This window comes from Streptomyces violaceus, from assembly GCF_036014075.1.
GTDB classification, from domain to species: Bacteria; Actinomycetota; Actinomycetes; order Streptomycetales; family Streptomycetaceae; genus Streptomyces; species Streptomyces violaceus.
The window spans coordinates 6,873,369-6,887,255 of record NZ_CP107911.1; the positions used below are offsets into that span (position 1 = coordinate 6,873,369).

10 protein-coding genes are annotated in these 13,887 nt (G+C 70.6%); 9 read left to right on the plus strand and 1 reads right to left on the minus strand.

Going from position 1 to position 13,887, the window contains the following annotated elements; genetic code table 11:
* The first annotated feature begins 13 nt into the window (after positions 1-13).
* From OG542_RS30900 to OG542_RS30940, 9 genes are all read left to right on the plus strand, one after another.
* Positions 14-2,968 carry a M14 family metallopeptidase gene (locus tag OG542_RS30900; protein WP_328415088.1) on the plus strand — a complete coding sequence of 985 codons (2,955 nt, stop codon included), beginning with the start codon at positions 14-16 and terminating at the stop codon, positions 2,966-2,968.
* Between the two features lie 250 nt (positions 2,969-3,218).
* Complete coding sequence (gap, locus tag OG542_RS30905) at positions 3,219-4,229, plus strand: type I glyceraldehyde-3-phosphate dehydrogenase (RefSeq protein WP_193480680.1); 1,011 nt, start codon at positions 3,219-3,221, stop codon at positions 4,227-4,229.
* 142 nt (positions 4,230-4,371) lie between these two features.
* Complete coding sequence (locus OG542_RS30910) at positions 4,372-5,583, plus strand: phosphoglycerate kinase (protein WP_328415091.1); 1,212 nt, start codon at positions 4,372-4,374, stop codon at positions 5,581-5,583.
* A 5-nt stretch (positions 5,584-5,588) separates the two neighbouring features.
* On the plus strand, positions 5,589-6,365 hold the full coding sequence (tpiA, locus tag OG542_RS30915) for a triose-phosphate isomerase (RefSeq protein WP_189731012.1): 777 nt from the start codon (positions 5,589-5,591) through the stop codon (positions 6,363-6,365).
* A gap of 100 nt (positions 6,366-6,465) precedes the next feature.
* On the plus strand, positions 6,466-6,696 hold the full coding sequence (gene secG, locus OG542_RS30920) for a preprotein translocase subunit SecG (RefSeq protein WP_030852761.1): 231 nt from the start codon (positions 6,466-6,468) through the stop codon (positions 6,694-6,696).
* A gap of 208 nt (positions 6,697-6,904) precedes the next feature.
* Positions 6,905-7,240, plus strand: a complete 336-nt coding sequence (locus OG542_RS30925) for an RNA polymerase-binding protein RbpA (protein WP_003976875.1) — start codon at positions 6,905-6,907, stop codon at positions 7,238-7,240.
* Positions 7,241-7,374: 134 nt separating this feature from the next.
* Entirely contained in the window at positions 7,375-8,643 is a 1,269-nt protein-coding gene (locus OG542_RS30930) for an MFS transporter (RefSeq protein WP_328415094.1), read from the plus strand.
* 69 nt (positions 8,644-8,712) lie between these two features.
* On the plus strand, positions 8,713-10,365 hold the full coding sequence (gene pgi / locus OG542_RS30935; protein ID WP_328415095.1) for a glucose-6-phosphate isomerase: 1,653 nt from the start codon (positions 8,713-8,715) through the stop codon (positions 10,363-10,365).
* Between the two features lie 94 nt (positions 10,366-10,459).
* Positions 10,460-11,380: a DUF3824 domain-containing protein gene (locus tag OG542_RS30940; RefSeq protein ID WP_311125057.1), complete on the plus strand. Its 921-nt coding sequence runs from the start codon at positions 10,460-10,462 to the stop codon at positions 11,378-11,380.
* A gap of 32 nt (positions 11,381-11,412) precedes the next feature.
* Here the strand turns inward: OG542_RS30940 and OG542_RS30945 are convergent, their stop codons facing one another.
* A complete protein-coding gene (locus OG542_RS30945; protein ID WP_328415098.1) occupies positions 11,413-13,842 on the minus strand; it encodes an ABC transporter permease in 2,430 nt (809 codons plus the stop codon).
* Positions 13,843-13,887 lie beyond the last annotated feature (45 nt).

The following is a 13,887-nucleotide window of genomic DNA, read 5'->3' on the forward strand; positions in this document are numbered from 1 at the left end:
GCTAGGGGGGTTCATGAGACGTAGAGCGAGATCGATCCTCGCTGTCGGCGCGCTCCTGATCGGCGGAGCGAGCATCGCACCCATCGCCCAGGCACAACCGGGAAGTTCAGCCCCGTCCGACTCGGACGAAGTCAAGGTCTTCCGGGCCGATGTCACCCAGAAGCAGGTACCCCTGCTGCTGGCGGCCGGCCAGGACGGCCACGAACTCGGCGAGCAGGTGCCCGAAAAGGGCACGGGCCCCGTCGAGGTCTATCTCACCGACCAGCAGGCGAAGAAGCTTCAAAAGCAGGGCGTCGACCTCGCCGAGCACAAAGTCTCCGCAGGTGCCGAGAAGCGCGTCAAGAACGCCGCCGAGGGCGTGTTCCGCCCGTACAGCGGAGAGGGCGGGCTGAAGGCGGAGATCCTCCGGGCCGCGCAGCAGCACCCCGGCCTCACCAAGGTCGTCTCCATCGGCAAGACGGTGGGCGGCCAGGACATCCTCGCCCTGAAGCTCACCAAGAACGCGAAGAAGACGAAGGACGGCTCCAAGCCCTCCGTCCTCTACATGTCCAACCAGCATGCGCGCGAGTGGATCACGCCAGAGATGACCCGGCGCCTGATGCACCATTACCTGGGCAAGTACAAGACGGACAAGCGCGTCAAGAAGATCGTCGACTCCACCGAGCTGTGGTTCCTCCTGTCGGCCAACCCCGACGGATACGACCACACCTTCAAGAGCGACGACAACCGCATGTGGCGCAAGAACCTGCGGGACGTCAACGGCGACGGCATCATCGGCACCGGAGACGGCGTCGACCTCAACCGCAACTTCACCTACAAGTGGGGCTACGACGACGAGGGCTCGTCCCCCAACCCCACCAGCGAGACCTACCGCGGCGCGAGCCCGGGTTCCGAGCCGGAGACCAAGGCCCTGGACGCCTTCCAGAAGCGGATCGGCTTCACGTACGGCATCAACTACCACTCCGCCGCCGAACTCATCCTCTATGGAGTCGGCTGGCAGGTGGCCACCCCGACCCCGGACGACGTCCTGTACGAGGCGCTCGCCGGCACGCCCGAGAACCCGGCGGTTCCCGGCTACCACCCGCAGGTCTCCTCCGAGCTGTACACGACGAACGGCGAGGCCGACGGCCACGCGGCGAACGTCAACGGCCTGGCGATGTTCACCCCTGAGATGTCGACCTGTGCGACCGCATCGAACGTCGACCCGAACGACGAGTGGAAGGCGCCCGACTGCCGGTCGGTCTTCACCTTCCCGGACGACGAGAAGCTGATCCAGCAGGAGTTCGCGAAGAACGTCCCGTTCGCGCTCTCCGTCGCCGAGTCGGCCGCCCACCCCGACCGGCCGTCCTCCTCGGTCGGCATGAGCGCCGCCGACTTCACCCCGGCCGCCTTCTCCACGTCGTACTCGCGCGGCGCCGACCAGGAGATCTCCGTCGTCGCACGCAAGTCCGTGCGCGACAAGGAGCTCAGGTACCGCGTCAACGGCGGCCGCACCGAGGACATGGCACTCAGGCCCTGGAAGGGCGGCGAGACGTACGGCGGTGAGGACAACCTCTACTTCGACGAGTACCGGGCGAAGGTCAAGGACGGCGACCCGGGCGACAAGGTCGAGGTGTGGTTCACCGGGGAGACGAAGAACGGGAAGCCGGTCTCCAGCAAGCGCTTCACCTACACCGTGGCCGAGCTCCCCAGGGCGAACACCCTGGTGGTCGCCGAGGAAGGCGCCACCGCCACGCAGGCGCGGAGCTATGTCGACGCGCTCCGGGCCAACGGCCGCAAGGCCGTCGTCTGGGACGTCGCCAAGCAGGGCGCGCCCGACGCGCTCGGCGTGCTGAGCCACTTCGACACCGTCGTCCACTACACGGGCGCGGGCGCCCCGGGCGTCGCCACCCAGCTCCAGCTGCGGGCCTTCCTCAACGAGGGCGGCCGTCTGATCGAAGCGGGCGAGCAGGCCGGCGGCAGCGTCGACCTGGGCGGCGGCACCCTGTCGAACGACTTCGGCCAGTACTACCTGGGTGCCTACAGCCGCACCTCGACTCCCGGGGCGACCGGCTTCACCGGCTCCGGCGGGCTCGGCGGCTTCACGGGCACGCTCGCCGGAGCCCCCGGCAACCCGCTGGACAAGGCGGGCACCTACTCGGTCACCTCCGGCGAACTGCCCGCCGACAAGTACCCGCAGTTCGCGAGTGAGGGCGCGGGACAGTTCGCCGGCACGGTGAACCCGTACGGCCCGTACGCGGGCTCCTCCATGGCGGCGGCCGTCCACACCAACGACGGCTACAAGCGCCTCACCAGCACCGTGGACCTCACCGGCACCACGGCGGCCGACAAGACCACGCTGCGCACCCAGCTGCTGTGGGACACCGAACCCGGCTACGACCACGTCCTGGTAGAGGCCCACACCACCGGCGCCGACGACTGGACGACCCTGCCCGAGGCGGGCGGCGCCACCAAGGCCACCGTGCCGGAGGAATGCGCGGCCGGCTACTACGTCAATGAGCACCCCTGGCTGAAGCGCTACCTCACCCCGACGGACGACGGCTGCACCGCGACCGGCAGCACCGGCCAGTGGCACAGCCTCACCGGCGCCTCCAGCGGCTGGCAGCAGGTGAACTTCGACCTGAGCGCCTATGCCGGCAAGACCGTCGAGGTGTCGATCAGCTACGTCACCGACCCGGGCACGGGCGGGCACGGCGTCCTCGCCGACGACGCCTCGCTCGTCTCCGGCGGCACGGCGAAGGAGACCGAGGGCTTCGAGACCTCCCTCGGCGCCTGGAAGGTGGCCGGCCCGCCCCTGGGCAGCCCGGCCGTCCTCAAGGACTGGACGCGCACCGGAGCGCTGTTCCAGACCTACGGCGCGGTCACCACGGACGACACCGTGCTGCTCGGCTTCGGCCTGGAACACGTCGCCGCGGCGGCCGACCGGACGGCACTGATGAGGAAGGCGCTCGCTTCCCTGGACGGGTGACACCCCTTCCCCGAAAGGGTGACGTCCCTGGTCAACAGGGATGCTCTCGGTGTAGCGAAATCGAGTGACCTTGCTCTCAGCGGTGGGCGGTCCGTACCCCTACTGGCGGGTAAGGACCGCCCTGCCGTGTATGGGGCATCTGGATGTCACCACCGGAGCCTCAGGGAGGTAGGGTCGTAGGCGGTCGGGGACATCCCAAACAGAGCTCGCCGGCACTTCATGGCCGGCGCACCAACGAGGAGATCGGTTCGTGACGATCCGCGTAGGCATCAACGGCTTCGGCCGCATCGGACGTAACTACTTCCGCGCGCTGCTGGAGCAGGGTGCTGACATCGAGATCGTGGCTGTCAACGACCTGGGTGACACCGCGACCACCGCTCATCTGCTCAAGTACGACACCATCCTGGGCCGACTCAAGGCCGAGGTGTCGCACACCGCCGACACGATCACCGTGGACGGGCACACCATCAAGGTGCTCTCCGAGCGCAACCCCGCCGACATCCCGTGGGGTGAGCTGGGCGTCGACATCGTCGTCGAGTCCACCGGCATCTTCACGAAGAAGGCCGACGCCGCGAAGCACCTCGCCGGCGGTGCCAAGAAGGTCCTCATCTCGGCTCCGGCCAAGGACGAGGACATCACCATCGTGATGGGTGTCAACCAGGACAAGTACGATTCGGCGAACCACCACGTCATCTCCAACGCCTCCTGCACCACCAACTGTGTGGCGCCGATGGCCAAGGTCCTCGACGAGAACTTCGGCATCGTCAAGGGCCTGATGACGACGGTCCACGCGTACACCAACGACCAGCGCATCCTGGACTTCCCGCACTCGGACCTGCGTCGTGCCCGCGCCGCCGCCGAGAACATCATCCCGACCACCACGGGTGCCGCGAAGGCAACCGCGCTGGTCCTGCCGCAGCTCAAGGGCAAGCTCGACGGCATCGCGATGCGCGTCCCGGTCCCGACCGGCTCGGCCACCGACCTGGTCGTGACGCTCCAGCGCGAGGTCACCAAGGACGAGGTCAACGCCGCGTTCAAGAAGGCGTCCGAGGACGGCGACCTCAAGGGCTACCTGGCGTACACCGAGGACGCGATCGTCTCCTCGGACATCGTCAGCGACCCGGCCTCCTGCACCTTCGACTCCTCCCTGACCATGGTCCAGGAGGGCAACTCGGTGAAGATCCTCGGCTGGTACGACAACGAGTGGGGCTACTCAAACCGTCTCGTCGACCTTACGGTCTTCGTCGGCAACCAGCTCTGATCAATCGAGCAGGCACGACCGTGTGAGAGCAGGGCTCGGGCAGCGCGAGGACGCGCTGCCCGAGCCCTGACTCACGTACAGATCAGAGCTGTTCGATCACGAGCGCTTACGAGCGATCACGAGCTCTTTCAGGAGTCCCCTCATGAAGACGATCGACGAACTCCTCGCCGAAGGGGTCGCGGGCAAGCGGGCTTTCGTCCGCGCCGACCTGAACGTGCCGCTGGACGGCACGGCGATCACCGACGACGGCCGTATCCGCGCCGTGCTGCCCACGGTCAAGGCCCTCGCCGAGGCAGGCGCCCGCGTGGTCGTCGCCTCCCACCTGGGCCGCCCCAAGGGCGCCCCGGACCCGGCCTTCTCCCTCGCCCCCGCCGCCGCACGCCTCGGTGAACTCCTCGGCGCCGACGTGGCCTTCGCGACCGACACGGTCGGCGAGTCCGCCCAGGCAGTCGTCGCCGCCCTCACCGACGGCCAGGTCGCCGTCGTCGAGAACCTGCGCTTCAACGCGGGCGAGACGAGCAAGGACGACGCCGAGCGCGGCGCCTTCGCCGACCGGCTCGCCGCCCTCGCCGACGTCTACGTCGGCGACGGCTTCGGCGCGGTGCACCGCAAGCACGCGTCCGTGTACGACCTCCCGGCCCGGCTGCCGCACTACGCCGGCTACCTCATCGCGAACGAGGTCGGCGTCCTCAAGAAGCTCACCGACGAGGTCGAGCGGCCGTACGTCGTCGCCCTCGGCGGGGCCAAGGTGTCCGACAAGCTCGCCGTCATCGATCAGCTGCTCGGCAAGGCCGACCGCATCCTCATCGGCGGCGGCATGGCCTACACCTTCCTCAAGGCCAAGGGCTACGAGGTCGGCGCCTCCCTCCTCCAGGAGGACCAGCTCCCGGCCGTCACCGAGTACATCGAGCGCGCCGAGAAGACCGGCGTCGAGCTGGTCCTGCCGGTGGACGTCCTCGTCGCGGCCGCGTTCCCGGACCTGAAGACCAAGGCCCCGGCCCACCCCACGACCGTCGCCGCGGACGCCATCCCGGCCGACCAGATGGGCCTCGACAACGGGCCCGAGAGCTGCAAGCTGTACGCGTCCAAGCTCGCCGACGCCGCCACCGTGTTCTGGAACGGACCCATGGGCGTCTTCGAGCACCCCGACTACGCCGAGGGCACCAAGGCGGTCGCCCAGGCACTCGTCGAATCCAAGGGCTTCACCGTGGTCGGCGGTGGCGACTCCGCCGCCGCCGTGCGCACCCTGGGCTTCGACGAGACGGCATTCGGCCACATCTCGACCGGTGGCGGCGCCTCCCTCGAATACCTCGAGGGCAAGACGCTCCCCGGCCTCGCCGCACTGGAGGACTGACCCACATGACCGCGCGCACGCCGCTGATGGCGGGCAACTGGAAGATGAACCTCAACCACCTCGAGGCCATCGCTCACGTCCAGAAGCTCGCCTTCGCCCTGGCCGACAAGGACTACGAGGCCGTCGAGGTCGCCGTCCTGCCGCCCTTCACCGACCTGCGCTCCGTGCAGACCCTGGTCGACGGCGACAAGCTCAAGATCAAGTACGGCGCCCAGGACATCTCGGCGCACGACGGCGGTGCCTTCACCGGCGAGATCTCCGGCCCGATGCTGGCCAAGCTGAAGTGCTCGTACGTCGCGATCGGCCACAGCGAGCGGCGCCAGTACCACGCCGAGACCGACGAGCTGGTGAACGCCAAGGTCAAGGCCGCCTACAAGCACGGCCTGACGCCCATCCTGTGCGTCGGCGAGGAGCTGGAGATCCGCGAGGCGGGCAACCACGTCTCCCACACCCTCGCCCAGGTCGAGGGCGGTCTGAAGGACCTCCCCGCCGAGCAGGCCGAGACCATCGTGATCGCCTACGAGCCCGTCTGGGCCATCGGCACCGGCAAGGTCTGCGGAGCCGGGGACGCCCAGGAGGTCTGCTCGGCGATCCGCGGCAAGATCGCCGAGCTGTACTCGCAGGACCTGGCCGACAAGGTCCGCATCCAGTACGGCGGCTCGGTCAAGGCGGGCAACGTCGCCGAGATCATGGCCCAGGCCGACATCGACGGCGCGCTGGTCGGCGGCGCCTCGCTGGACGCCGACGAGTTCGTCAAGATCGTGCGCTTCCGCGACCAGTGAGTATGCCGTAGCGCCGTTACGTCGTACCCTTGCGGGGTCCAGCATGTGCTGGGCCCCGCGTCGTCCGTCAGAATCCGAGGAAGTTGGTCCAGCCGTGGTTATGGGGTTCTCGATCGCCCTGATCGTCTTCAGCTTGCTGCTGATGCTGCTGGTGCTGATGCACAAGGGGAAGGGCGGCGGCCTCTCCGACATGTTCGGTGGCGGCATGCAGTCCTCCGTCGGCGGCTCCTCGGTCGCCGAGCGCAACCTCGACCGGATCACCGTCGTGGTCGGTCTGGCCTGGTTCGCGTGCATTGTCGTGCTCGGCATCCTGATGAAGGTGAACAACTGACCGAGACGCAAGCCGCACGGAACTTGTACGCGAGGCCCCATGTTCGGTACGCGCAGCTGAGCGCGGCCTATCATGGGGCTTGCGTCTTCGTGTGAGGGTTGTAACTCCAATCACTGGACGCGCGTTGGGCCTTACGTAGACTGAGGCGCTCGCGGCGAAGCGGAACGCCGACTCGCTTCGCGGCACCATCACGCAGGGAGTTACGACCGTGGCAAGTGGCAACGCGATCCGGGGAAGCCGGGTCGGGGCGGGGCCGATGGGCGAGGCCGAGCGCGGCGAGTCCGCGCCGCGGCTGCGCATCTCCTTCTGGTGCTCCAACGGACACGAAACCCAGCCGAGCTTCGCCAGCGACGCGCAGGTGCCCGAAACCTGGGACTGTCCCCGCTGCGGATTCCCGGCCGGCCAGGACCGGGACAACCCGCCGGACCCGCCGCGCACCGAGCCCTACAAGACGCACCTGGCGTATGTACGGGAGCGGCGCAGCGACGCGGACGGCGAGGCGATCCTCGCCGAGGCGCTCGCCAAACTGCGGGGCGAGATCTAGGAGTCGAGACCGGCCGGGCACCAGCAGGTGCCCGGCCGGAGCTGGTTTCCGAGCCCCGCCGCGGTCCGCTCGCGGACCGATTGTCAGTGGTGCCCTCTACGGTTTGTGCATCGGGCGAACCGTGAGGGGGGACAGTGGCGACGGTCGAGGTGGGGAGCGTGCGCGCGCCCGCGTGGCGCGGGGGTTTCGGCCGGCTGTGGAGCGCGGCCGTGCTGTCCAGCTTCGGTGACGCGCTGCGTACCGCCGCGCTGCCCCTGCTGGCCGTCACGCTGACCGACGAGCCACTGCTCATCGCCTCCGTCACGGCCTGCGGCTATCTGCCCTGGATCGTCTTCGGACTGCTCGGCGGGGCCGTCGCCGACCGCGTGGACCAGCGACGCGCCATGTGGATGGCGGACGCGTTACGCGGTCTGCTGGTCGCCGCCTTCGCCGTGGCCGTCGCGCTCGGCCACGCCTCGATCGGCCTGCTCATCGCGCTGGCCGTAGCGCTCACCACCCTCCAGACCCTCTTCGACAACGCCGCGACCGCGCTGCTGCCCGCCCTGGTCGACCGGGACGCGCTCGGCAGTGCCAACGCCCGGCTGATGACCGGCCAGCGCGTCGCGGGCGGCCTGCTGGGCGGGCCGGTCGTGCCACTGCTGCTGGCGGCGGGGGCCGCCGTGCCCTTCGCGGCCGACGCGGTGACCTTCCTGGTGGCCGCCGCGCTGATCGCCACCCTGCCGGCCGACGGGACCGACCGTGAGCCGAGACCGGCGGGCAGCACCCTGCGCCGCGAGATCGCGCAGGGGCTGCGCACCCTGTGGCGCGACCGCGCCCTGCGCGGCCTGTGCGCCGCCACGGCCCTGTGCAACATCGGTATGGGCACCCTGCTCGCCCTGCTGGTCGTCCTCGTCACCGGCTGGCTGGAGGCGGGCCCCGCGGGCTACGCGGCGGCAGGCACCGCCTTCACCCTGGGCAGCCTGGCCGGGGGAGTGGTGAACAGCCGGCTGGTGGCGCGGCTCGGCCGGCTGCGGTCGGTGCTGCTCGCCGGATCGGCGCAGACCGCGGCCCTCGTCGTCATGGGTACCGTGCGCAGCCTGACCGTGCTGGTGGGGGCGCTGGCCGTCTTCGGGCTCATGGGCATGGTGTGGAACGTCAACACGACGACGCTGATGCAGGAGCGCAGCCCCGCCGGGCTCCTGGGCCGGGTCAGCTCGGCCTTCCGCACCCTGGCCTTCGCCGGAGTACCCCTCGGCGCCCTGCTGGGCGGAGCCGTCGCCACCGCCTGGGGCCCGAACACCCCGCCCCTGCTCACCGCCGCCTTCTTCCTCCTGGCCGTCACCGCGCTGATACCCACGCTCCACGCGGACGTATCTGTTGTTGAACCGGACGACGGGGCCACGAACACCGATGCCACGCGCTGATCAATTAGGTTGGGACCGGCAGCGGGGCAAGGTACGCAGGCAGGACAGGAAAGAAGGCTGAAGTCCGAGATGAACGCAGACGGCCGTACCAGGCTCAACCAGACGCCCGAGTGGACGGCACTGGCCAAGCACCGCGAGGAGTTGGGCGAGGTCCGGCTGCGCGAGCTGTTCGCCGCCGAGCCCGGCCGCGGCACCGCGTACGCCCTCCGGGTCGGCGACCTGTACGTCGACTACTCCAAGCACCTCGTCACCGACGACACTCTGCGACTCCTGCGGGAACTGGCCGCCGCCACCGACGTCTTCGGGCTCCGGGACGCCATGTTCCGCGGAGAGAAGATCAACACCACCGAGGACCGGTCCGTGCTGCACACCGCGCTGCGGGCGCCACGGGACGCGGTGATCGAGGTCGACGGTGAGAACGTGGTGCCGGGCGTGCACGCCGTGCTCGACAAGATGGCCGGCTTCGTCGACCGCGTCCGCTCCGGCGCGTGGACCGGCCACACCGGCAAGCGCATCCGCAACGTCGTCAACATCGGCATCGGCGGCTCCGACCTCGGCCCCGCGATGGCGTACGAGGTGCTGCGCGCCTACACGGACCGCTCGATGACGTTCCGCTTCGTGTCGAACGTGGACGGCGCCGACCTGCACGAGGCGATCAGGGATCTGGACCCGGCGGAGACGCTGTTCATCGTCGCCTCCAAGACCTTCACCACCATCGAGACGGTCACCAACGCCACGTCCGCCCGCGGCTGGCTGCTGGCAGCTCTCGGTGAAGAGGCCGCCGTCGCCAAGCACTTCGTCGCCCTGTCGACGAACGCCGAGAAGGTCGCCGGGTTCGGCATCGACACGGCCAATATGTTCGAGTTCTGGGACTGGGTCGGCGGTCGCTACTCGTACGACTCCGCGATCGGCCTGTCGCTGATGATCGCCATCGGCCCGGACCGCTTCCGGGAGATGCTCGACGGGTTCCGGATCGTCGACGAGCACTTCCGGACCGCGCCCGCCGAGTCCAATGTGCCACTGCTGCTTGGCCTGCTGGGCATCTGGTACGGCAACTTCCACGACGCCCAGTCGCACGCGGTGCTGCCGTACAGCCACTACCTGTCGAAGTTCACCGCCTATCTCCAGCAGCTCGACATGGAGTCCAACGGCAAGTACGTGGGCCGGGACGGGCGTGAGGTGGAGTGGCAGACGGGGCCGGTGGTGTGGGGCACGCCGGGCACCAACGGGCAGCACGCCTACTACCAGCTCATCCACCAGGGCACGAAGCTGATCCCGGCGGACTTCATCGGCTTCGCACGGCCGGTCGCCGAGCTGAGCGAGGAGCTCAAGGCGCAGCACGACCTGCTGATGGCCAACTTCTTCGCCCAGACGCAGGCGCTCGCCTTCGGCAAGACGCCTCAGGAGGTGCGGGCCGAGGGTGTGCCGGACGAACTGGTGCCGCACAAGACGTTCCAGGGCAACCACCCGACGACCACGATCCTGGCGCCCGAGCTGACGCCGTCCGTCCTCGGCCAGCTCGTCGCCCTCTACGAGCACAAGGTGTTCGTACAGGGCGCGGTGTGGAACATCGACTCCTTCGACCAGTGGGGCGTCGAGCTGGGCAAGGTCCTAGCCAAGCGCGTCGAGCCCGCGCTGACCGAGGGCGCCGAGGTCGAGGGCCTTGACGCCTCCACCGAGGCGCTGGTCGCGACGTACCGGGAGCTGCGCGGCCGGCAGTGACGACCGCCGGGGCGGAAATGCGGGCGGCGGCGCGCCGTCCGCTTCCCGTAGACTCCCCGACGATCATCGAGGCGAGTGCTCGGGGGAGCGCAAAATGGCACGCACACGCGGTAGTTGGACGGGTGGCACGCTGACGGCCCGGTCCCTCCTGAAGCCCCAGGACGTGGCTCGGGCCGTGTTCCACCCGGCGTGGATACCGGAGCCGCTCGATCCGTCCGTGGAGCAGCTCAAGAAGTTCCGCGTCATCGCCGGGGCGGTCGCGTCCCTCGGCATCTACACCTTCGTCGAGGGCGGCTTCGAGATCACGGAGCTGCTGGAGAACGCGATGACGGCCTCCGTCGTCCTGCTCTTTCTCACTCCGCTGACGGTCGGGGCGATGCTCTACGTCTGGCGGCGCGGCGGTACCGTGCGGCAGTTGCGGGTGTCGCTCCTCAACTCCCTCAAGCTGCTTCTGCTGTTCGTCGGGTGTGTGGCGGCACTGCTGTTGCTGGTGCGGACGACGAACTCGTCGGCGAACCCCGCCGCGATCATAGGGGTCGGCCTGGCGATGATGTGGATGCTCATCTTCACGGCCTACGGAGCGGTGCGGGTCTCCGGCAACTTCTTCGGCACGGCTGCCGTGCATCGCTGTCTGCCGCCGTTGCTCGCCATGGTGACCAGCTGGCTGGTGGCGGTCCCGGACCTCGTCACCGGTGATCTGCACGGGCTCAGCCTCACCCTGGGGATCGTCTTCATCCTGGGCGCACCGGTGACGGTCACCGCGATCGGGCTGCTGGAGATGGGGCGGCTCAAGCGGCGGTACGGGATCCGGCTGAAGGCACACCCGGCGACGCCGGCACCGGCGCCCGCACCCGGGCCGGTGCCGCCGATGCCTCCGGGGATGCCCCCGGCGGGATCGCCGTACCTGCCGCCGCAGGGAAACCCGTACGGCAACCCGTACGCGCCCCACCCGCAGCCGCCCACCGGAGGCGGCAACCCCTACGCACCCCACCCGCAGCGCCCCTACGGCGGCTGACCGGCGAAACCGCCGAAGCCAAGCCGCCGAGGTCAGGCGACCGCGCTCAGCGTGTCCGCGAGCCGGCGGCGTGCCGCGCGGGCCGCGGGCAGGGCGGCCAGCGCGGCCGCGCAGAGCACCGCCGCCGCCCCCAGCGGCAGCATGAGGAGGGCCGACGGGCCCTGCGCGATCCCGGCGCCGATCCCGCTCGATCTGCCCTGGGCGTCGATGAGCCAGTGGGCGAGCGGCAGGCCCAGGGCGGTGGCGGCGAGCACGGCCGCCAGGGCCGTACAGCCGGTGGCCGTGACCGTGATCGCCGTGATCTGGCGGGGGGACAGGCCGATGGCCTTCAGCGCCAGCAGGTCCCGTTCGCCCTCGCGGACGGCGCCGCCGATCGCGGTCAGCAGTTCGATGAGCCCGATGAGGGCGAGCACGGCGATCAGCCCGGCGACGACGGCGCGCAGCGGGGAGAGCCCGTCGGCGGGGTTGGCCACGGTGTGCACGTCCAGATGGCCGCGCCCGGCCGTGGCGAGCCGGTCGGCGACCTCGCCCGGGTCGGCGCCAGGGTCCAGGCGCAGCTCGTAAAGGGTCGGGCCGAGCCCGGGGTCGTTCGCGCGGAGGGTGTCGAGGGACGTGGAGATGACCCGGCCGGCGTTCTCCGGCTCGATGCTGCGGCCCACGATGTGCAGGATCTGCGGCTGGTCGCCGACGGTCATCCGCACCCAGTCGCCGACGCGCACGTCCAGCAGGTCGAGGAGCCCCTGCCCGGCCACCGCCTCGTCGGCACCGCGGGCGGCGCGGCCCTCGGCGAGGGTGTACGGGTACGGGTCCTGGTGGGTGCCGAGGCCGCGCAGGGCGATGGTCGCCGTCTGGCCCGGGACCAGGGCGGCCGTCTCGACGCCGGGGTAGGCGGCGGCGACCTGCGGGTCGCGTTCCAGGAGGGTGCGGGTCTGGCGTTCGCTCAGCCCGGTGTCGGCGCGGACGCTGAGCGTGGTGGGCAGGCCGATCTGCTCCGGCTCGCTGTGGAAGCGGTCGATGGTGGTCCACGCGCTCATCGCCACGACGATCAGCAGCAGCGGCAGCGTGAGGCGGGCGACCGTGGCCAGGGACCGGGGGCGGCGGGTGAACGCCTTGTGCCAGCCCAGCACCAGCGCGGGCGGAATCCGCATGCCGAGTGCCCGGCGGGCCATGCCGGACAGCTGTCCGGTGCGTGGAGCAGCGGGCGGGAGCCTGAGGACGCGGCGCACGCCGCTCGCCAACCGCCCGCCCGGCGAAGCAGAAACAGGCCGCCGCCCTCCGTGGCCGGCGGGCTCCGTCCCACGGCTCCGGCCCGCCGCCCCGGTCAACCGCCCGCCCAGCGCCGCCGCGGGCCTCGGCACCGGCACCGGCGGTACCCGTCCCGCCCGCCACGCGGCCAGGCCGGTGGTCGCGCCGATGAACAGCACCGCGCCCACCGGGACCACCACCAGGGCCACGGTGTGCCCGGGAAGGCCTTGCCACACGCCGACCGCGTCCCCGAGCCGGCCGGGGATCCGGCTGCCCAGGGCCTCGGCGAGCGCCGCGGCGGCCACGGCGCCCAGCAGCGCGTAGGCGAGGTGCTGGAGCAGGAAGACGCGGACCACCTGCCCCGGGGTGAAGCCGATCGCCTTCAGCACGGAGAGATCCCGCAGATGGCCCCGGATACGGGTGCTGATCGCCCCGTGCACGGCGAGCCCGGCGGCGACCAGCGCGCCCAGCCCGAACAGGCCCAGCACCTGACCGAGGAGCCGGTTGTCGCCCTGCGCCTCGGCGCGCGCCTGCTGCCAGGTGGACACCTCGCCGATCGCCCCGGCTCCCAGCACGGTCACGGCACGCTGCACGACGTAGGAGGTGTCGCCGGGGTCCGTCAGGCGCAGCCCGATCACCTGGCCGCCGGGGTCCGGCACGGCCGACGGCAGTGCCCACACCAGGCCCGGCTGCTCACCGGCCCGGTAGCGCGGCTCGGCGCTGTCGGCGAGCCCCACGACGGTCAGCTCGCGGGCGGTGCCGGGCACGGTGAGGGTGTCGCCGGGCTCGGCCAGCAGGGCGCGGGCGAGGCGGCTCTCCAGGACCACGCCGTTCGGCGTCGCGGGGTCGAGCCAGTGGCCCGAGACGAGCGGCGGGCGGCCGACGGTGGGTCGTTCCGGAGTGCCGCGCAGCTCGACCGCGGCGCGGCTGCCCCGTGAGGAGACGGTGGCGGCGGCGCTGGGATAGGGCCCGGCGACGGAGTCGACGCCGTCCAGCCCGGCAAGTCTCCCGGTGTCGGCGGCGGTGTCGGTGTGCAGCCACACATGCGCGCCGTGCGACTGCGTGAACACGCGCTGCCAGGGGTTGGTCGCGTACCCGAACAGGGCCGTGGCCAGCAGCAGTGACGCGACGATGCCCGCGGTGGCGAGGACGAGGAACAGCGCCTCGCCGCGGTGCGTGCGCAGATCGGAGTGCGCCCAGCGCAGGGTGGCTCGCACGGGCCTCAGCCTCTCGGCCCGGACGCCGGGCAGCCGTCGTACACC